The 18,875-nt window shown below is 72.2% G+C and carries 17 protein-coding genes and 1 pseudogene; 7 read left to right on the forward strand and 11 right to left on the reverse strand.

What is annotated here, in order from left to right; all coding sequences use genetic code 11:
* Positions 1 to 10: 10 nt before the first annotated feature.
* The 5 genes from AC5L34_RS24120 to AC5L34_RS24140 are packed head-to-tail and all read right to left on the reverse strand — an operon-like array spanning position 11 to position 5,935.
* On the reverse strand, positions 11 to 805 hold the full coding sequence (locus AC5L34_RS24120; RefSeq protein ID WP_494827094.1) for a 2-keto-4-pentenoate hydratase: 795 nt from the start codon (positions 803 to 805) through the stop codon (positions 11 to 13).
* Between the two features lie 57 nt (positions 806 to 862).
* Complete coding sequence (locus AC5L34_RS24125) at positions 863 to 2,344, reverse strand: 2-hydroxymuconic semialdehyde dehydrogenase (RefSeq protein WP_494827155.1); 1,482 nt, start codon at positions 2,342 to 2,344, stop codon at positions 863 to 865.
* 23 nt (positions 2,345 to 2,367) lie between these two features.
* Complete coding sequence (locus tag AC5L34_RS24130) at positions 2,368 to 3,705, reverse strand: FAD-dependent oxidoreductase (protein WP_441177018.1); 1,338 nt, start codon at positions 3,703 to 3,705, stop codon at positions 2,368 to 2,370.
* Positions 3,702 to 5,015 carry a kynureninase gene (gene kynU, locus AC5L34_RS24135; RefSeq protein ID WP_494827096.1) on the reverse strand — a complete coding sequence of 438 codons (1,314 nt, stop codon included), beginning with the start codon at positions 5,013 to 5,015 and terminating at the stop codon, positions 3,702 to 3,704. Before kynU ends, AC5L34_RS24130 begins: the two co-directional genes overlap by 4 nt.
* 20 nt (positions 5,016 to 5,035) lie before the next feature.
* A complete protein-coding gene (locus AC5L34_RS24140; protein WP_494827098.1) occupies positions 5,036 to 5,935 on the reverse strand; it encodes a tryptophan 2,3-dioxygenase in 900 nt (299 codons plus the stop codon).
* Positions 5,936 to 6,118: 183 nt separating this feature from the next.
* Here AC5L34_RS24140 and AC5L34_RS24145 point away from each other — a divergent pair, with 183 nt between their 5' ends.
* The 3 genes from AC5L34_RS24145 (at position 6,119) to AC5L34_RS24155 (ending at position 8,047) form a co-directional block, all read left to right on the forward strand.
* Positions 6,119 to 6,574 carry an Lrp/AsnC family transcriptional regulator gene (locus tag AC5L34_RS24145; RefSeq protein WP_441177021.1) on the forward strand — a complete coding sequence of 152 codons (456 nt, stop codon included), beginning with the start codon at positions 6,119 to 6,121 and terminating at the stop codon, positions 6,572 to 6,574.
* 90 nt (positions 6,575 to 6,664) lie between these two features.
* A complete protein-coding gene (locus AC5L34_RS24150; protein ID WP_441177022.1) occupies positions 6,665 to 7,186 on the forward strand; it encodes a hypothetical protein in 522 nt (173 codons plus the stop codon).
* A gap of 12 nt (positions 7,187 to 7,198) precedes the next feature.
* Positions 7,199 to 8,047, forward strand: a complete 849-nt coding sequence (locus AC5L34_RS24155; protein ID WP_441177023.1) for a class F sortase — start codon at positions 7,199 to 7,201, stop codon at positions 8,045 to 8,047.
* Positions 8,048 to 8,178: 131 nt separating this feature from the next.
* On the opposite strand, the gene AC5L34_RS24160 is transcribed toward AC5L34_RS24155, so the two are convergent.
* Complete coding sequence (locus AC5L34_RS24160) at positions 8,179 to 8,712, reverse strand: HNH endonuclease (protein ID WP_441177024.1); 534 nt, start codon at positions 8,710 to 8,712, stop codon at positions 8,179 to 8,181.
* Positions 8,713 to 9,214: 502 nt separating this feature from the next.
* Positions 9,215 to 10,060: an alpha/beta hydrolase gene (locus AC5L34_RS24165; protein WP_441177025.1), complete on the reverse strand. Its 846-nt coding sequence runs from the start codon at positions 10,058 to 10,060 to the stop codon at positions 9,215 to 9,217.
* A gap of 178 nt (positions 10,061 to 10,238) precedes the next feature.
* Between AC5L34_RS24165 and AC5L34_RS24170 the strand changes: the two genes are divergently transcribed.
* The 3 genes and pseudogenes from AC5L34_RS24170 (at position 10,239) to AC5L34_RS24180 (ending at position 13,376) form a co-directional block, all read left to right on the forward strand.
* Positions 10,239 to 11,261, forward strand: a complete 1,023-nt coding sequence (locus tag AC5L34_RS24170) for a mechanosensitive ion channel family protein (RefSeq protein WP_357723977.1) — start codon at positions 10,239 to 10,241, stop codon at positions 11,259 to 11,261.
* A 230-nt stretch (positions 11,262 to 11,491) separates the two neighbouring features.
* Positions 11,492 to 12,889: an MFS transporter gene (locus AC5L34_RS24175; RefSeq protein ID WP_441177027.1), complete on the forward strand. Its 1,398-nt coding sequence runs from the start codon at positions 11,492 to 11,494 to the stop codon at positions 12,887 to 12,889.
* A pseudogene (locus AC5L34_RS24180) lies at positions 12,886 to 13,376 on the forward strand (globin). The gene AC5L34_RS24175 and the pseudogene AC5L34_RS24180 overlap by 4 nt, the downstream one beginning before the upstream one ends.
* A 153-nt stretch (positions 13,377 to 13,529) precedes the next feature.
* Here the strand turns inward: AC5L34_RS24180 and AC5L34_RS24185 are convergent.
* The 4 genes from AC5L34_RS24185 to ettA form a co-directional block, all read right to left on the reverse strand.
* Positions 13,530 to 14,117 carry a type III secretion system chaperone family protein gene (locus AC5L34_RS24185; protein WP_088998782.1) on the reverse strand — a complete coding sequence of 196 codons (588 nt, stop codon included), beginning with the start codon at positions 14,115 to 14,117 and terminating at the stop codon, positions 13,530 to 13,532.
* Positions 14,118 to 14,266: 149 nt separating this feature from the next.
* Positions 14,267 to 14,992: a DUF8185 domain-containing protein gene (locus tag AC5L34_RS24190; protein WP_441177028.1), complete on the reverse strand. Its 726-nt coding sequence runs from the start codon at positions 14,990 to 14,992 to the stop codon at positions 14,267 to 14,269.
* Entirely contained in the window at positions 14,989 to 15,435 is a 447-nt protein-coding gene (locus AC5L34_RS24195; protein ID WP_441177029.1) for an acyl-CoA thioesterase, read from the reverse strand. The genes AC5L34_RS24190 and AC5L34_RS24195 overlap by 4 nt, the downstream gene beginning before the upstream one ends.
* 21 nt (positions 15,436 to 15,456) lie before the next feature.
* Positions 15,457 to 17,133 carry an energy-dependent translational throttle protein EttA gene (gene ettA, locus AC5L34_RS24200; RefSeq protein WP_088998780.1) on the reverse strand — a complete coding sequence of 559 codons (1,677 nt, stop codon included), beginning with the start codon at positions 17,131 to 17,133 and terminating at the stop codon, positions 15,457 to 15,459.
* Between the two features lie 338 nt (positions 17,134 to 17,471).
* Between ettA and AC5L34_RS24205 the strand changes: the two genes are divergently transcribed.
* A complete protein-coding gene (locus tag AC5L34_RS24205) occupies positions 17,472 to 18,872 on the forward strand; it encodes an alpha,alpha-trehalose-phosphate synthase (UDP-forming) (protein ID WP_088998779.1) in 1,401 nt (466 codons plus the stop codon).
* The last annotated feature ends 3 nt before the right edge of the window (positions 18,873 to 18,875 follow it).

The raw sequence follows: 18,875 nt of genomic DNA on the forward strand, positions 1-18,875 counted from the left end.
CCCCGCACGGTCACGACGCCTCCGCCGAGAAGCAGGTACGCACCGAACCCAGGCCGGAGATACGCGCCTCGTACGCCGCACCGGCCGTCACCGGCACCATCGGACCGAGCGCCCCGGACAGCACCACGTCGCCCGCGCGCAGCGGATCACCGGAGCGGGCCATCGTCTGCGCCAACCACTGCACCGCGTGCAACGGATTACCCAGGCAGGCGGCACCCGCCCCCACCGACACCGGCTCACCGGCCTCCTCCAGGACCATCCCGCACAACCGCAGGTCCACGTCGGCGAGCCGACGCGGCGCGGTACCGAGCACGAACAGGCCACTGGAGGCGTTGTCCGCCACCGTGTCCACGATCGAGATGTCCCAACCCGCCACCCGAGAATCCACGATCTCGATCGCCGGCAACACGTGATCCACCGCCCGGATCACGTCCGCGCTGGTGATCCGCTCGTCGGGCAGGTCCGCGCCGAGCACGAACGCGACCTCCGCCTCCACCCGAGGCTGCAACAGCCGGCCCATCGGCACCTCCGCGCCGTCCGGCACCGCCATGTCGTCGAGCAGCACGCCGAAGTCCGGCTGGAACACACCGAAGCTCTCCTGCACCGCCCGCGACGTCAAGCCAACCTTCGCACCGACCCGCCGGTGGCCGCGCTGCAACCACTGCCGCACCTGAAGCTGCTGCACCAGGTACGCCGACGTGACGTCCCCCTCCGGCAACAACCGCCCCCGCAGCGGCGGGCACGGCTTGCCGCTCTCCCGCGCCTCGACCAGCTCCCGCGCCGCCGCCTCGTAATCGACGCTCATGTCAGCTCCCCGCTCCGCTCGCCGCCGCCGCGACAGCGATGTGCTCGTCACGCCCGCTCATGTCAGGTCCACGCAGACGTTGGTCAACTCGGAATAGAAATCGAGGGAATGCACGCCACCCTCACGCCCGATACCCGACGCCTTCACCCCACCAAACGGCGTCCGCAGATCCCGCAGGAACCACGTGTTCACCCACACGATCCCCGCATCCAATCGCGCGCCGGCCCGATGCGCCCGCCCCACATCCCGCGTCCACACCGCCGCCGCCAACCCGTACTCCGTGCCGTTGGCCAGCGCGAACGCCTCGTCCTCATCATCGAACGGGGCGACATGCACCACCGGCCCGAAGATCTCCTCACGATTGGTCCGCGCATCCGCACCCAACCCCGTCAACACCGTCGGCTGCACATACGCACCACCATCACGAGCGTCACCGAACGCCGGCACACCACCCCCGGCCAACACCTGCGCGCCCTCGGTACGGGCAAGGTCGTAATAGCCCAGCACCTTGTCCCGATGCTGACGCGAAATCAACGGCATGTTCACCGTCGCCTCATCCGCCGGCCACCCGAACGACAGCTCACCAGCCCGCTCCGCCAACCGCGCCGTGAACTCCTCGAACACAGGCCGCTGCACGTAGATCCGCTCCGTGCAAAGGCAGACCTGACCACCATTGGTGAAACTCGACCGCACCGAACCCGCCACCGCCGCATCCAGATCGGCGTCGGCGAACACCAGACCCGCGTTCTTCCCACCCAACTCGAACGACACCGGCCGCACCCCATCAGCCGCCGCCCGCATGATCGCGCTGCCCGTCGCCGACTCACCGGTGAACGTGATCGCATCCACCCCCGGATGCCGGGTCAAAAACTCCCCCGCCGAATCCGGACCGAACCCGTGCACCAGATTGAACACACCCTCCGGCACACCCGCCGCGGCCATCACCTCCGCCAACAGCGTCGCCGACGCCGGCGTCTCCTCACTGGGCTTGACGATCACGGCATTGCCGCAGGCAAGGGCGGGGGCGACCTTCCACGTCAGCAACAGCAACGGCAGGTTCCACGGCACGACCACCGCCACCACACCCACCGGCTTACGCACGGCGTAGTTCAACGCCCGCCCACCCGACGGCGTCACCGTCGTGAACGACTCCGTCGGCGCCGTCGCCACGATCTCCGCGAACGCCCGGAAATTCGCCGCACCACGCGGAATGTCCAACGTGCGCGCCTGCGAGATCGACTTACCCGTATCCGCCACCTCAGCGGTCACCAGATCATCGAAACGACGCTCCAACTCCTCAGCCACCCGACGCAACACCTCCGCGCGTTCCCGCTCCCCCATCCGACCCCACGGCCCCCGCAGCGCCGCCCGTGCGGCGGCGACCGCGTCGTCCACGCACGCCCGATCCGCCTCGGCCACCTCGAACACCGACTCACCCGTCACCGGACTGCGCTTGACGAACCGCCGCCCACCCTCGACGAACTCACCACCGACGAAGTTGCGCAGCAGGCCCGGGCCGTCGGGCGCCCGTCCGGTCATCAGCCGGGGATCCCAGGTCACGGTCATCGACGCCTCCCTCGGCTGATCGTGAGGCCGACCGCCCCGGCCAGCAGCGCAGCCGCACCGGCGGCCACCGCCCCGAGCATCCGGTGCTGGCGGCGGACCCGGCGACGCACCTGGGCGTACGGGGTGGTCGAGAAGGACACCAGCTCGTAGCGGGACACGTACCGGCCCGGCAGCAGCCGCTCCAGCGCGTGCTCGACCTTGCGGCCGGCCTGGAACAGCGGCGAGGCGACCTTGTCCCGCATCTCCACGAAGTTCGCCAACGCCATCTGTGCGATCGCCTCGGCGTTCTCCTGGCGCCGCTGCTGGAACAGCGGCAGCGCCTCCGACCAGTCGTCGGCGCACTCGTCCAGGCAGCGGTCCAGCTCGACCACGTCCTCGAAGGCGCAGTTCGCGCCCTGGCCGTAGAACGGGACGATGGCGTGCGCCGCGTCGCCGAGCAGGCCCACCTTCCCGTACGCCTGCCACGGGGTGCAGCGGACGGTGCCGAGCACGCCCACCGGGTTGTGCTGGTAGTCGTCGACGAGGCCCGGGGCCAGCGGGGGCAGGTCCGGGTAGTGCTCGGCGAAGTGCCGCTCGATGGCCGCCGGGCTGCCCAGCGAGGCGAAACTGGCGGTGCCGTGGGTGGGCCAGAAGAGCGTGCAGGTGAACGAGCGGTCCGGGTTCGGCAGCGCGATCATCATCGAGGTGCCGCGCGGCCAGATGTGCAGCGCCTGCGGGTCGAGGGCGAACTCCCCGCCCAGCGGCGGGATCGTCAGCTCCTTGTAGCCGTAGTCGAGGAAGTCCACGCTCTCGGTCAGCAGCCCGTACGCCAGCAACTGCCCACGCACCGCGGAGCCGGCGCCGTCAGCGCCGAGCACGACCGACGCGGCGGCCGCGACCGTGCCCTGCGGGGTCTCGAAGGTCATCTCGCCGCTGGTCGCATCGAGCCCGACGAGCCGGTGGTCGAAGGCGACCCGCACCCCCGGCAGGCTGGTGGCCGCGTCCAGCAGCGCGTTGTTCAGCGCGCCCCGGCTGATCGAGTTGATTGCCCGGTCGCCGGAGGCGCTGTACGACTGGAACTGTGCCTCGCCGTCCACGGGGTGGATCATCCGGCCGCGCATCGGCAGCCCGTCCGCCAGCACCTGCTCGTCGAGCCCGATGCGGCGCAACGCGTCCAGGCCCCGCTCGGAGAGCGCCAGGTTGATGGAGCGTCCCCGCTCGACGGTGCCGGTACGCGGGTCGGGCCGCCGCTCGTAGAGCGCCACCGGGTAGCCGCGCCGGGCCAGGAAGCAGGCCAGCAGGCAGCCGGCCAGGCCCGCGCCGACCACCGCGATCTCGTTGCGTTCCTCGGTCATGAGTTGTTCACCTCCGCCACCGTGGCCGCCAGTGCCTCGGCGGCCCGCCAGCAGTCGTGGAACGTGGAGTAGAGCGGCACCGGGGCGAAGCGGATGATGTCCGGCTCCCGGGCGTCCGCGATCACCCCGTGCTCGTGCCGCAGCCGCTTGGCCAGCTCGGCCGCGCTGCCCGCGCCGATGCGCACCGAGAGCTGGCAGCCGCGCCGCTCCGGCTCGCGCGGGGTGACCACGGTCAGCGGACGGTTCGCAGTCACCTCGTCGAACAGCCCCGCCAGGTAGCCGGTGAGCCGGAGGCTGCGCTCGCGCAGCGCGGGCATCCCGACGGCGTCGAAGAGCTCCAGCGAGGTCCGTACCGGGCCCATCGCGAAGATCGGCGGGTTGGAGATCTGCCAGGCCTCCACGGTCGCCGGCGGCCGGGAGACGGGTGTCATCTCGAACCGGGTGGCCGCCTCGGTGCTCCACCAGCCCTCGAAGCGGGGCAGGTCCGGGTCGCCGAGGTGGCGCTCGTGCACGAAGACGCCGGCCAGTGCGCCGGGCCCGGAGTTCAGGTACTTGTAGGAGCACCAGGCGGCGAAGTCGACGTCCCAGTCGTGCAGCGCGAGCGGGACGTTGCCGGCGGCGTGCGCCAGGTCCCAGCCGACCACGGCCCCCGCCGCGCGGCCGGCGGCCGTGATCGCCGGGATGTCCATCAGCTCGCCGGTGAGGTAGTTGACCCCGCCGAGCAGCACCAGCGCCACCGTGTCGCCCTCGGCGGCCAGGAACGCGGTCACGTCCTCGGTGCGAAGGGTGTCCTCGCCGGCTCGCGGGCGCAGCCGGACGACCGTGGTGTCCGGGTCGAGGCCGTGGAAGCGGGCCTGGCTGCGCACGGCGTAGCTGTCCGAGGGGAAGGTGCTGTCCTCGATGACGATCCTGGTGCGCGCCCCGGCCGGCCGGTAGAAGCTGACCATCAGGAGGTGCAGGTTGACGGTCAGGGAGTTCATCACCACGACCTCCGCCGGGGTGGCGCCGACCAGTCGCGCGGCCGGCGCCGTCAGCAGCTCGTGGTACGGCAGCCAGGGGCGCTCCGCCTCCAGGTGCCCCTCGACCCCGAGCCGGCGCCACGCGTCCAGGTCGGCGGCGAGTTCGTCGCGGGTGGCCCGGGGTTGCAGGCCGAGGGAGTTGCCGGCCAGGTACGCGGCGTCGCGGAAGCGCCCGCCGTCGGCCGGCGGCACGTGGAACAGGTGGCGGTGCCCGGGATGGGCGGCGTCGAGGCGGCGCGCCTCGGCCTCACCGGCGGCGGAACCGAACAAATCGGATGTGGGGGTGGTCATGGGGTCGTCTCGCTCTCGGGTCACATCGCTGTCCGGGCCGACCACAGCTCGGGGAAGACCACCCGGGCCATGCTGCGCTGCAACCACGCCAGTCCGGCGGAGCCGCCGCTGCCGACCTTGGCGCCCATTGTGCGCTGCACGGCCTTGACGTGGTGCTGCCGCCAGTCGCCGAACTGCTCGGCCACCTCGGTCAGCGCCTCGCCCAGCATCCGCAGGTGGTTCTCCGGGCCGGGCTCGGCGTAGATGCGTACCCAGGCCGCCTCGACGGCGGCGTGCGGCTGGTGCTCGGCGGTGAACTCCCGGTCGAGCAGGTCGGCCGGCAGCTCGTGGCCGTGCCGGGCCAGCAGGGCGAGCACGTCGTCCCAGAGGCTCGGCGCCGCCAGGGTGGCGCGCAGTTCGGCGTACACGTCGGTCTGCCGCCGGAACGGCCGGATCAGCGTCTCGTCGCGGAGGCCGAGCAGGAACTCCAGGTGGCGGTACATCGCCGACTGGAAGCCGGAGCCCTCGCCCAGCAGGTTGCGGAACCGGTTGAAGTCGGCCGGGGTCATCCAGCGCAGCCCGTTCCAGGCCGCGTTCAGCCCCTCCAGGTGCAGCGCGGCGCGGCGCAGCGGGGCGAGCGCGTCCCACACCCGGTCGGCCCGCAGCAGCCGCTGCGTCTCGCGCAGCTCGTGGCAGGTCAGCCCGAAGTACAGCTCCATGATCTGGCTGACCATCAGGAAGGACATCTCGCCGGGGTCGTCGCTCAGCGGCTGCTGCAACCGGTGCAGCGTGCTGGCCTGCACGTACGCGTCGTACGGCACCCGCTCGGCGAACTCCAGCGTCGGTTCGCCGCCGTTGCGGGCGGCGCGGGCGGCGCGCTGCCGCGGGGTCGCCGGGCGCACCGCCGCCTGGACGGGTCCCCGCAGCTCCGTCTGCTCCACCGGTTGGCCTCCCTCTGCTCTGCGTCACCCGGGACGACCGACGGTCGGCCGTTTTCGGGATGACCGACATGATCTCTCGGCGGAACCCCTGATCGGAATGCCGGATCAACGGCACGCAGGCCCTCTGACCTGCGGCGCGGAAGGCATGAGCTGGTTTCGGGTTTGAGGAAGTAAGGTCGCCGCATGGACGACATGGACTGGGCGTTGCTGCGGGAACTGCAGGCCGACGCGCGGCTCTCCTTCAGCGAACTCTCCCGCCGGGTGCACCTGTCGCCGCCGGCCGTGGCCGAACGGGTACGCCGGCTGGAGGAGTCGGGCGTGATCACCGGCTACCACGCCCACGTCGACCTGACCCGGGCCGGCCGCACCGTGGTCGCGCTGATCCGAATGTCCTGCTACGGGTCGCGGTGCATCCTGCACGACCCGGACGTGGCGGGGTGGCCCGAGATCCTGGAGATCCACCGCATCACCGGCGACGCGTGCAGCATGCTCAAGGTGGCCGCCGGGTCGATCGACGACTTCGAGGCGGTCATCGACCGGCTTGCCCCGTACGGCCAGCCGTCCAGCACGATGGTGCTCTCCACTCCGCTGGCGTGGCAGCCCGTGACCCCCCTGCCCCCCGCCGACCGGCCCCGCTGACCCGCCCCGGGTTTGCCCCCCGGCCAGCGGGAAAGCAGGCCCTGTTGCCCGGGGGAGGATTTCCGGTGATCGTCACCGGAAGGGGGGATCATGCCGGTGCTCACAACGTTCCAACGTGCCCTGACCCGCGCCCTGACCGTGTTGGGCCTGGTCGCGGCGTTCGTCCTGACGACCGTCGCGCCCGCGTGGGCGGGAGACAACACCTTCGTCGAGGTGGTGCCCAACAGTGCGCAGGCCGGCACCCGGGTGAGCATCCGGGCCGGTTGCGACAACGCGAACAACCGCCAGGCCGACGTGCGCTCCGACGCCTTCGGACGGGTGATGCTGCGACCGGACAACGGCTTCCTGACCGGCCAGGTCACCATCCCGGGCAGCAAGGAACCCGGCGACTACCCGGTCGACCTGCGCTGCGACAACGGGAACACCGCGACCACCACGCTCACGGTGCTGAACATGGAGCAGCCCAGCAAGGGCCCGGCCACCGGGGGCGGTGGCACCGCCGGCGTCTCGGGCACCGGCTCGATGCTGATGGTCGGCGGTCTCGCGGTGGTGGCGCTGGCCGTGGGCTTCGGCTTCTTCGGCAACCGTCGCCGGACCGGGTCCGGTTCCTGACCCGCCGTCGCCATGGCCGGCTCCCAGAGGCGTACCAGGCGATCCGGGCCGGGCCGGGTCCGGGCGACCACCCGGCGGGCGCTGCGGGCGTCCCGCCGGGCGGCGGCCGCGACGGCCCGCCGGCTGCGCCGGGTGGCCGGGGAGGCGGTGTCGGCGAGCGTCGCCACCACCGATCCGGCCGCCGGTCCGCTGCCCACCCGACCCCGCTACCGCCGGATTCCGGCCGGCGGGCGGCTGGCCCCCGGCCGGGGGCCGGGCCTGCCGGTCCTGGTGATCGCCACGCTCATGGCGCTCATCGTCACCATGCTCGGCGTGGAGCGGATCGCGGGCGTGAGCGTGCTGCCGGAGCGGTTCCTCGCCGGACTGCGGCCCGCGCCGAAGAAGTTCCCGGTGCTGCCCGCCAGCCGGCCCGTCGGCATCGCCATCGACCCGATCGACGTCCGGGCGCCCGTGCACGCGGTCGGCATCGCCCCGGATGGCAGCATCGCGGTGCCCGACGCCGCCCGCGCCCAGGAGGCCGGCTGGTACGACCAGGGCCCGACCCCCGGGCAGTACGGGCCCTCGGTGATCGTCGGGCACGTCGACACCAGCACCGGGCCGGCGGTGTTCCACAAGCTGCGGGACCTGCGGGACGGCGACCGCATCGAGGTGGCCCGGCAGGACCGTTCGGTGGCGGTCTTCGAGGTGGACTCCGTCGAGCGCTTCGGCAAGGACCGGCTGCCGGTGGACGAGGTCTTCGGGGACTTCAGCCGCCCCCGGCTGCGCCTGATCACCTGCGGCGGGCGCTGGGTGGGTGGCGAGACCGGGTACGCCGACAACGTGGTGGTCTTCGCGTCCCTGGTCCGGGCCCGTACGGCGTGACCGGTGGCAGCGCCTCCTCGGCGACCGTCGGCACCGGCCGCGAGCGGCTCCGCCGGGTGCGGCCTGCTGACGCTCGACGCCGCGACCGCCGGGCCATGCGGCGCCGTCGCGTTCGGCGGGACGGGCGACGGTCAGGCAGCCTCGGACTCGCGCAGGTCGAGCCAGTCGGCCCAGCGGGGGTCCGGCGCCCGGTGGCCGAGCACCCGCCAGGCCGTGCCCCTCGGGGCGGCCGGCAGCGCGTGCAGCCGCCAGCCCAGCTCGGCGGGGGTCTTGTCGCCTTTGGTGTGGTTGCACCGGGCGCAGGCGGCCACCACGTTCTCCCAGGCGTGCCGGCCGCCCCGGCTGCGGGGGAAGACGTGGTCGATGGTCTCGGCGGGCCCCCGGCAGTAGGCGCAGCGCCAACCGTCGCGGGCGAAGATGGCGCGGCGGGAGAGCCCGACGTGGGTGCGGTAGGGCACCCGCACGAAGCGGGTGAGCCGGACGACCGACGGCACCGGCAGCGCGTCGTGGGCGCTGTGCAGGATGCCGTCCCCGTCGGCGACGCAGATCGCCTTGGCGGAGAGCACGAGAATGGCGGCGCGACGCACCGACACGACGCACAGCGGCTCGTAGGTGGCGTTGAGGACCAGCGCACCGGAGCCCACCGTGGGTCGTATGTCAGGCATCGCGTTCACCCTCCCGGTTCAGCGGCCCCCTACTCGCCACCGCCGACCGGAAACGGGCGCAGTCGCCCACCACGGCCGACGCCGGCCGGATCACCGACGTCCGTGCGCCCATCGTCCCTGATCGGCCCCCGGATTGCACGCACTAATGTCGGAAGCCGACCGGGCATCACCCGGAAACGGGCAGATCCGCCCTCTGAGCAGCGACGGATCCCTCCCACATCGCCGGCCGTCCGACGCCCGTCACCGCGCCCACCGCCCCGGAATCGAGATCCGATGATCATGCTTACGCATTGAAGCCGGTAAACACGATCAAGGAGAATCGCGATCGCTGGAGTGGCGGACGTGAAGCGGGAATCCACCATGACGCTGGCGGGAGCAAACGCACACGGAGGCTGTCTCCGGCGTCCACTGCGGGCCGCATTCGATCACCACCCGTGCGGTGCGACCCGGCGCCGCCTCCTTCGCGCGTCGCCGGCCGCGCCGGGCGTCGACACGGGCCCTGTCAGACCCGCACCAGGGAGGACAGCAGTGCCGCGGTCTCCTCGGGGTGGACCAGCACGGCGGCGTGGCTGACGTCGAGGGACCGCACGTCGAACGGGTTGTCCGGGGTGAGCGCGTCGGCGTCGGCGATGAACCGGTCCTGGAGCGCGATCGGTATCGCCCGGTCGGCGGTGAGCCGCACGTAGGTGCGGGGGACGCGACCCCAGGTCTCGGGGTCGGCCCGCTCCTCGCCGGCGTCCAGGCTCTCGTCCGGCTCCAGGGTGTTCAGGTAGCCGTGGAACTCGTCGTCGGTGCCGTCGGCCAGGACCGCCTCCCGGAGGATGGCGAGCAGTGCGGGGTCGGCGGTGCGCCAGTTGAACCGCAGCGCGCCGAGTTCCATCGGGTTCGCGGCGAGCAGGCCGCCGACGTCGTTCAGGGCGCTCGACGCGTTCTCCGCCGAGGCCTGGTAGCCGGCCGGGGTGTCGGCGGCGCAGCACCACGCCGAGATGTAGACCAGCCGGTCCACCAGCTCCGGGGCGGCGTTCGCGACCCCGGTCAGGGTGAGCCCGCCCCGGCTGTGCCCGACCAGGATGACCGGCCCGTGCTCGCGTACCCGCCGCACGACGTCCAGGACGTGCGCCACGTTGTCGGCGTGGCCGATGCCGGCCATCGCGCTCGGCGCGGTCGCCAGGGCGGCGAGATCCTGCGGGGCCTGGTACGCCGCCGGGAACGTCGCGCCGAAGCCGTGCCCGGGCAGGTCGACGGCCAGCGAGCGGTGCCCGCGCAGGGCCAGCTCCCGCTGCATGGGCGCCCACGTGAACGAGTTGCTGCCGGCACCGGGCACGAAGACGAAGGTGGAAGCTGTCATTTGATCATGGTAGTTCCGCTGTCACCTCGTATTCCCGGGGCGCACCTGACCCGTGCGCCCGCGCCCGGCGGCACGCTCCAGCCGGGGCCGGGTCACGACCCGGAGGGTCGACGGGATCCGGCCCCGCCGGGTGCGGTACGAAGACAGCGTGACCGTTGCCAGCCTGACGCTGCCCGCCCTGCCCGCCGTCGAGGCGCCGGACCCGGCTCCGTCGCCGACCTGCCTGGACGACGCCCTCTGCAAGAGCGTCTACGACATGACCGGCTCGGTGTGGTTCGCCGAGGGCAGCTACTGGATCCTGCTCAAGCCGCTGCGGATCGTGATGATCCTGCTGCTGGCGGTCGCCGCCCGGTGGCTGGTGCACCGGACGATCCGCCGACTGGTGCGGACGACCACCGACGCCGGCGTACCGACCATGCTGCGTCCGCTGCGCGAGCGGATCCCCACCGCCGCCGTCGAGCCCGGCGAGTTCGTGCCGGAGCGACGCCGGCAGCGGGCCGAGGCGATCGGGTCGGTGCTGCGCAGCCTGAGCACCGCGTTCATCTTCGGCATCGCGCTGTTGATGATCCTCAAGGAGTTCAGCTTCGACCTGGCCCCGCTGCTGGCCAGCGCCGGGATCGCGGGCGTAGCCCTGGGCTTCGGCGCGCAGAGCCTGGTCAAGGACCTGATCGCCGGCCTGTTCATGCTGATCGAGGACCAGTACGGCGTCGGCGACACCGTGGACCTCGGCGAGGCGACCGGCGTGGTGGAATCGGTCGGGCTGCGGGTCACCACCGTGCGCGACGGGCGGGGCGTGCTCTGGTACATCCGCAACGGCGAGATCGTCCGGGTGGGCAACAAGAGCCAGGGCTGGGCCCTGGTGGTGGTCGACCTGCCCATCGGCTTCGCCGGCACGGAGGAGGCCACGGCCGTGCTGCGGACCGCCGCCGCGTCGGTGGCGATGGACCCCGACCTGGCGCCGGAGATCGTCGAGGCGCCGGAGGTGCTGGGCGTCGAGCAGATGACGGTCGACGGCGCGGTGATCCGTACGGTGGTGAAGACGAGCGCCGACGGGCAGTTCGCCGTCGGCCGGGAGCTGCGCCGCCGGCTCGCCGAGGCGCTGGAGAACTCCGGTATCACCGCGAAGATCGCCGCCGCCCGGCTCTATCCCGGCATCCCGGTCCGCGCCCCCGGCGAGACCGGGCAGGGGGGCGCCACCTGAGGCGTCGGGGCGACGGCCGGCGGGGGTCGCGAGCCGGGCGGCCCCTCGGGTATCGTCCGTTCGTTCAGTCGGGGATGCGACGATCAACCCCTTCGCCCTAGCCAGTCGTCGGACGATCGGGCAAAATCCGGTGCACGCGCTCCCCCGGAGCGTGATCACGTCCTCGCTGATCCGTAGATCTGACGACGGTTCCCGGGCCGTCCATCACGAGTGGCCCGCCCAGGGGAACGATGGAGGCGACGGTGCCTGACGAGCGACCATCCCCGGAAGGTCCGGCTACCTTCCGCGAGGTGTTCGCCAATCGCGAGTACGGCGCCGTCTTCACAGCGAGCGCTCTCTCCTGGATCGGCGACTACATCGCCAAGGCCGCGGTCACCCTGCTGGTCTACGAGGAGACCCGGTCCGTCGCGCTCTCCGCCGCCGCCTTCGCGGTGAGCTACCTGCCCTGGCTGGTCGGCGGCCCCCTGCTCGCCACGCTCGCGGAGCGGCACCGCTACCGGCAGGTCATGGTGATCTGCGATCTCGTCCGGATGCTGCTGATGGTGTGCATCGCCATCCCCGGCATGCCCGTCGCGATGATCCTGGCCCTGCTCTTCGCCACCACACTGGCCAATCCACCGAGCCAGGCCGCCAAGTCGGCGCTGATTCCGCTGATCCTCACCGGGGACCGCCTGGTGGTCGGCCTGTCGATGATCAGCAGCGTCGGCCAGGCCGCGCAGGTCGTCGGCTACCTGGCGGGCGCGGCCATCGCCGCGTTCGATCCGACCGCCGCGCTCCTGGTGAACGCGGCGACCTTCGCCCTGTCGGCCGCGCTGGTGCGCTTCGGCGTGACCGACCGGCCGACGGCGATGACCGCCGCGCACCGCAGCCACCTGCTGCGGGAGACCGCGCAGGGCTTCCAGATCGTGTTCGGCACCCCGGTGCTGCGGGCCATCGCCGTGCTGGTCTTCGCGGCCATGCTCTTCTCCGTCGTGCCGGAGGGCCTCGCCGCGGCCTGGGCGAGCGAGCACGCCGGCCAGTTGGACGCCGGGGCCGCCCAGGCCATCATCATGGCCGCGAACCCCGTCGGCTTCATCCTCGGCGGGCTGATCGTCAGCCGGGCGTTCGGGCCGGACCGCCGGCTGAGTCTGATGCGGCCGTTGGCGGTGCTCTCGCCGCTGGCCCTGGTGCCCGCCCTGCTCGACCCGCCGCCGCTGGTGGTGGCGCTGCTCGCCGCCGCCTGCGGGTTCGCCGTCGCCGGCATGCTGCCGGTGGCCAACGGGCTCTTCGTCCGGGCCCTGCCCGACGGCTTCCGGGCCCGCGCCTTCGGGGTGATGGCGACCGGCGTCCAGGTCATCCAGGGCCTGGCCGTCCTGGTGACCGGGTTGCTGGCCGAGCGGTTCTCCATCCCGGTCGTGGTCGGGGTGTGGAGCGCGGTCGGGGTGCTGCTGATGACGCTCGCCGCCCTGCACTGGCCGAGCCGCTCGACGATCGACGCGGCCATCGAAGCGGCCCAGCAGCCGGGCGCGTCCACCCCCCGGCAGGCGGGCCCCGGCACGCCGGGGCGGCACGGGGAGGAACCGGCCGGCGGGCCGGCGCGTCGCTGGGCGGTCGCCCCGGCACGGCGGGACGGCAGCGGCACCCGGTGACCCGGCCCACAGCCGGCACCCCCCGGTCGCCCGGCGCGGCACCTGGCAGGATGGAACGGTGAATGCCGCAGGTGAGTCCGACCGGCCCGGTGCGTCGATGACCCTCTTCGAAGCGGTCGGCGGCGAGCCCACCTTCCGCAAGCTGGTGGACGAGTTCTACGCCGGGGTCGCCACCGACCCGCTGCTGCGCCCCATGTATCCCGAGGAGGACCTGGGCCCGGCTGCGGACCGGCTGGCCCTGTTCCTCATGCAGTACTGGGGCGGCCCCAACACGTACTCGGCGCAGCGCGGGCACCCGCGGCTGCGGATGCGCCACGCGCCGTACCGGATCGGTGCCGCCGAGCGGGACGCGTGGCTGCTGCACATGCGCCGCGCCGTCGACCGTCTCGACCTGCCGCCGGAGATCGCCACCGCGCTCTGGGACTACCTGGAGCGGGCCGCCTTCTTCATGGTCAACGCGATGGAGGACCCGGCGGGCCCGGCCTGATCCCGGTCAGCCCGACCGGGGCCGTGCGCCAGCCCGTGCCCGGCACCGCCCGGACGGCTCAGGTCCGACCGGGGGTCGCCGCGCCGCGCCCCGCGCCACCAGCCACCACGGCACGCCGCAGGCCGGCGTGACCGTGCCGCTGACCGGGACGGCTCAGAGCAGGGCGCCCTCGTCGTGCAGCCAGTCCACGAAGCTGGTGGCGACCGCCGCGCCGCAGTCGAGCATCTCGACCAGCAGCGCGTCGTGCGCCCCGGCGCCGAACGGCACCTGCAACTCCGCGTAGATCGGCAGCTGGCCGCGCTCGGTCGGGTCGCCGATGTAGGCCTTGCAGAAGCGGCGGGTGTGGTTCCACTCGTTGACCACCCGGTAGGCGCGGTCGGCCCAGTCCGGCGGCACCGTCGCGTGTGGACGGGCCCGCATCACCAGGATCTCGTCCTCCGGGCCCTCCAGCGTGACCAGCACGGCGTGCCGCTCCCACATGGCCAGCAGGTTGCCGTCGCCGTCGGCCAGGTAACGCACGTCGAGCATGTCGAGTGCGTCACAGACGCGGCGCAGGGTGACCGGCTCGACCGTGGCGGGCATGTCCGCGATCACGGCTCGCTCCGTCGGTGGGCAGTCGTCTCCCGGCTGACGCGGGGTCGGTGGTCCGACCCGGACGGTGCTCTCCACTGTGACCCCGCTCCGCCTTTCCGGGTCGCCGCCGCCGTTGGCGGGACCGGGGCGCCATGACCACCACGGCATCGCTCGCGCACCTCACTCCCCAGCGGATCCACTCGCCTACGGTGCGTTGGATCCGAGGATGGACGGTACCCGGACAGCCGGGTTGAGGCACCCCCCCAACGACAGCCCCAGGACAGAAGAATGAACACGGGTCATCCGAACGGATGAACTCAGAGCGGCCGCACGGCAAGTTCCGTGGCCTTCTGCGACCAGATCGCTCCGTACGGTCCCACCAGACCGACCCAACGGCCGACCGTCCGCACCTGGACGTCGCCCCCGTTCCCCCTCTCAGCCGACCCCTCGGAGGCCCCCAGGAAGCCCATCCGGACCAACCCCTGGACCATCCGCTGGGTCACCTCCACCGGCTCGCCGGGTGGGTCGTCCGGGGTGACGACCACCGGCACGTGGTCGAGCAGCGCGTCGCGCAGCGCCCGTTGCCCGACGGCACGGCCGCCGACGCCGTGGGTGCCGGCCTCGCGCAGGGCGTCGGCCGCCGCCGCCGCGATCCGCCGCAGCTCGCCGCCCGGCAGCGTCTCCACCCGGCGGCTCGCCGAGGGCGGCAGCGGCCAACGCCACCGCTCGTCCCGCCGCGTCGGCAGGGCCGCTCCGCCCGCCGCCAACTCGGCCAGCAAATCCCCGGCCGAGACCGTGGCGTCGCCGGGGCCGTCGCCGGCCACCGTCCGGACGACCAGCACGCCCCACGGCAGACGCCCCCAGAGGGCCGTACGGCCCCGCACGCCGCCCGACCGGAGCCGGACCGGCGCGTCGCGGTCCAGCCGGACGAGGCGGGCCAGGAAGGCCCCGGCGTCGGCGGCGTCCGCGATCCCGTGCCCGCCGTCGACCGGACCGCCGCCAGCGGCCCGCCCCGGGGCGGCCGGCCCGTCGGTCGCCGTCACGCCGCCGGCCCCTGCGGCGCGTACGTGAGCAGGAACGTCCGCTCCTCCGGGGTGATCCGCCGGGGCCGCTGCCGGGTCAGGTCGAACGGCACCAGCACCGAGCGGGCGCGGCTGGCCAGCACGTCACCGTCGAAGAGCTCGTAGGCGACGGTGAAGGACGCGCCCCGGATCTCCTCCACCCACAGCTCGATGCGCACGGTGGGGGCGGCCTCGGCGGTGGCCCGGCCGAGGGCGTACTCGACCGGGCGCAGGTAGTCGATCTCGTGCCGGCTGATCACGACGCCGTCGGCGAACGAGCCCACCCCCCACGCCCGGCCGCCGGCGAACATCAACGCCACCCGCGCCTCCTCGTAGAGGGTGAGGAAGCGCGAGTTGTTGATGTGCCCGTACGCGTCCAGGTCGGACCACCGCAGGGTGCAGTGGTACACGAAACGATCACTCATGGTCGGCAGCGGTCCGCGGGCTCAGTCGCGGGTCAGCTTGCGGTAGGTCACCCGGTGCGGCCGGGCCGCCTCCGCGCCGAGCCGGTCGATCTTGTTCTTCTCGTACGCCTCGAAGTTGCCCTCGAACCAGAACCACCGGGCCGGGTCCTCGTCGTCGCCCTCCCACGCCAGGATGTGCGTGGAGACCCGGTCGAGGAACATCCGGTCGTGGGAGATGACCACGGCGCAGCCGGGGAACTCCAGCAGCGCGTTCTCCAGGCTGGAGAGCGTCTCCACGTCCAGGTCGTTGGTGGGCTCGTCGAGCAGGATCACGTTTCCGCCGATCTTCAGCGTCAGCGCGAGGTTGAGCCGGTTGCGCTCGCCGCCGGAGAGCACCTTGGTCGGCTTCTGCTGATCCGGACCCTTGAACCCGAACGCCGCGATGTAGGCCCGCGACGGCATCTCGACCTTGCCGACCATGAGGTAGTCCAGGCCGTCGGAGACGACCTCCCAGACGCTCTTGTCACCGTCGAGGCCCTGCCGGTTCTGGTCGACGTACGACAGCGAGACGGTGGGGCCGACCCGGACCTCGCCGCTGGTCGGCTGCTCCAGCCCGACGATGGTCTTGAACAGGGTGGTCTTGCCGACGCCGTTCGGGCCGATGATGCCGACGATGCCGTTGCGCGGCAGCGAGAACGACAGGTTGTCGATCAACAGCCGGTCGCCGAAGCCCTTGCTCAGGTTCTGCACCTCGATGACCGTGTTGCCCAGGCGCGGGCCCGGCGGGATCTGGATCTCCTCGAAGTCCAGCTTCCGGGTCTTCTCCGCCTCGTTGGCCATCTCGTCGTAGCGGTCGAGTCGGGCCTTGGACTTGGTCTGCCGCGCCTTGGCGTTGGAGCGGACCCACTCCAGTTCCTCGGTGAGCCGCTTCTTCATCTTGGCGTCGCGGCGGCCCTCGACGGCCAGCCGGGCGGCCTTCTTCTCCAGGTAGGTGGAGTAGTTGCCCTCGTAGCCGATGGCCCGGCCGCGGTCCAGCTCCAGGATCCAGCCGGCCACCTTGTCGAGGAAGTACCGGTCGTGGGTGATCGCCATGACGGTGCCGGCGTACTTGGCCAGGTGCTGCTCCAGCCAGGAGACGCTCTCCGCGTCCAGGTGGTTGGTGGGCTCGTCGAGCAGCAGCAGGTCGGGGGCCTCCAGCAGCAGCTTGCACAGGGCCACGCGGCGGCGCTCACCGCCGGAGAGCTGGGTGACGTCGGCGTCCGGCGGCGGGCAGCGCAGCGCGTCCATCGCCAGTTCGAGCTTGGAGTCGATGTCCCACGCGTCGAGGTGGTCCAGCTCCTCCTGGAGCCGGCCCATCTCCTCCATCAGCTCGTCGGAGTAGTCGGTGGCCATCTGCTCGGCGATCTTGTTGAACCGCTCCAGCTTGGCCTTGGTCTCGGCGACCGCCTCCTCGACGTTGCCGAGCACGGTCTTGGCGTCGTTGAGCGGGGGCTCCTGGGCGAGCATGCCGACGGTGTAGCCGGGCATCAGCCGGGCCTCGCCGTTGCTCGGCTTGTCCAGTCCTGCCATGATCTTGAGGAGGCTGGACTTGCCCGCGCCGTTCGGGCCGACCACACCGATCTTGGCCCCCGGCAGGAAGCTCAGCGTCACGTTGTCGAGCACGACCTTGTCGCCGTGCGCCTTGCGCGCCTTTTCGAGGACGTAGATGTACTGGGCCACGGTGTGGGCTACCTCCGTAGGGTTGCGACTGGGGCCGGCGGGCGCGGGCGCGGGCGCGGGCTTCGACCTCCGCCCGCCGCCGCCGGCCGGTGGCCGGCCGCACGCACGCCATCCTCAATCCTGACAGGTACGCTGCGCCGCGCCCACATCACCCCGCCCCCGACGCTCCGGACGCGGCGCGCCACCCCTGCTTCCGAAAAGGGGTATCGACAAGATCACGCCAGGGGTTGGACCATCGTGGGAAGGGTAGGTGACTCCGGCACGGGGCCCCAGAAGCCGCAGCTACGCTCAGTACGCTCATTCGCGGTTGACCCGTCAGCACCCGGAGGTGGCCGAACGTGACCGTCCGCAGCTCCTTTGTCGTAGTGGCGAACCGGCTACCCGTCGACGAGGTGAGCACCCCCGAAGGACGGCAGTGGCGTCGCAGCCCCGGAGGGCTGGTGACCGCACTGCACCCCGTCCTCGCCGAACACCAGGGCACCTGGGTCGGCTGGGCCGGCGGCACCGGCGCCGCCCCCGAGCCCTTCGACCTGGAGGGCATCCGGCTGCACCCGGTACCGCTGAGCGCGGAGGAGCTGGAGCGCTACTACGAGGGCCAGTCCAACGCGACGATCTGGCCGCTCTACCACGACGCGGTGGAGACGCCGGCCTACAAGCGCCGCTGGCGCGAGGCGTACCGCCTGGTCAACGCCCGCTTCGCGGAGGCCGCGGCGGAGGTCGCGGCCGAGGGGGCGACGGTCTGGGTGCAGGACTACCAGCTCCAGCTCGTCCCGGCGATGCTCCGCGAGCTGCGGCCCGACCTGCGGATCGGCTTCTTCCTGCACATCCCGTTCCCGCCCATCGAGCTGTTCATGCAGATGCCGTTCCGCACCGAGATCCTGCGCGGCCTGCTCGGCGCCGACCTGGTCGGGTTCCAGCAGCGCCTCGCCGCGCAGAACTTCGTCCGGCTGGCCCGGCACCTGCTCGGGCTGCGCTACGAGGGGCAGATGATCCAGGTCGACGGCCGCCAGGTGAAGGCCGGCGCGTTCCCGATCTCCATCGACACCAGGGAGATGGAGCGGCTGGCCACCGACCCGGCGATCCAGGCCCGGGCGAAGGAGATCCGCGAGGAGCTGGGCAACCCGAAGACGATCATCCTGGGCGTCGACCGGCTGGATTACACCAAGGGCATCGAGTTGCGCCTGAAGGCCTTCCGCGAACTGCTGGCTGACGGAAAGTTGACAGTTCCCGACGCGGTCATGGTGCAGGTCGCCACGCCCAGCCGCGAGCGCGTGGAGCACTACCAGGCACTACGCGTGAAGGTGGAGCGCGAGGTCGGTCGGATTAATGGCGAATTCGGCAGGGTCGGCGTGCCGGCGGTGCATTATCTGCATCAGTCGTACAGTCGCACTGAACTGGCCGCGATGTACGCCGCCGCGGACGTGATGATGGTGACCCCGCTGCGAGACGGAATGAATCTGGTAGCCAAGGAGTACGTCGCATCGCGCGCCGACCAGGGCGGTGCACTCGTGCTCAGCGAGTTCGCCGGCGCCGCAACCGAGCTGCGTCAGGCGTTCCTGTGTAACCCGCACGACCCAGACGCGGTCAAGGACGCCCTGCTGAGGGCCGTGCATGTCGAGAAGCCGGAGGCCCGCCGCAGAATGCGGACAATGCAACGCCACCTACGCACCCACGACGTGGGGCACTGGGCGAAGTCGTTCCTCACCGAGCTCGGTGTGCCTCAATCGGAGGTCGCGTGAACG

This window comes from Micromonospora sp. ZG13 (assembly GCF_059359355.1).

Bases quoted from the DNA above. Each gene is read 5' to 3' on its own strand.
- AC5L34_RS24155 (WP_441177023.1), top strand. From the start codon at position 7,199: ATGGCCGGCTCCCAGAGGCGTACCAGGCGATCCGGGCCGGGCCGGGTC.
- AC5L34_RS24195 (WP_441177029.1), bottom strand. From the start codon at position 15,435: ATGAGTGATCGTTTCGTGTACCACTGCACCCTGCGGTGGTCCGACCTG.
- AC5L34_RS24185 (WP_088998782.1), bottom strand. From the start codon at position 14,117: ATGCCGTGGTGGTCATGGCGCCCCGGTCCCGCCAACGGCGGCGGCGAC.
- kynU (WP_494827096.1), bottom strand. From the start codon at position 5,015: ATGACCACCCCCACATCCGATTTGTTCGGTTCCGCCGCCGGTGAGGCC.
- AC5L34_RS24175 (WP_441177027.1), top strand. From the start codon at position 11,492: ATGGAGGCGACGGTGCCTGACGAGCGACCATCCCCGGAAGGTCCGGCT.
- AC5L34_RS24160 (WP_441177024.1), bottom strand. From the start codon at position 8,712: ATGCCTGACATACGACCCACGGTGGGCTCCGGTGCGCTGGTCCTCAAC.
- AC5L34_RS24165 (WP_441177025.1), bottom strand. From the start codon at position 10,060: ATGACAGCTTCCACCTTCGTCTTCGTGCCCGGTGCCGGCAGCAACTCG.
- AC5L34_RS24150 (WP_441177022.1), top strand. From the start codon at position 6,665: ATGCCGGTGCTCACAACGTTCCAACGTGCCCTGACCCGCGCCCTGACC.
- AC5L34_RS24125 (WP_494827155.1), bottom strand. From the start codon at position 2,344: ATGACCGGACGGGCGCCCGACGGCCCGGGCCTGCTGCGCAACTTCGTC.
- AC5L34_RS24120 (WP_494827094.1), bottom strand. From the start codon at position 805: ATGAGCGTCGATTACGAGGCGGCGGCGCGGGAGCTGGTCGAGGCGCGG.
- AC5L34_RS24130 (WP_441177018.1), bottom strand. From the start codon at position 3,705: ATGACCGAGGAACGCAACGAGATCGCGGTGGTCGGCGCGGGCCTGGCC.
- AC5L34_RS24145 (WP_441177021.1), top strand. From the start codon at position 6,119: ATGGACGACATGGACTGGGCGTTGCTGCGGGAACTGCAGGCCGACGCG.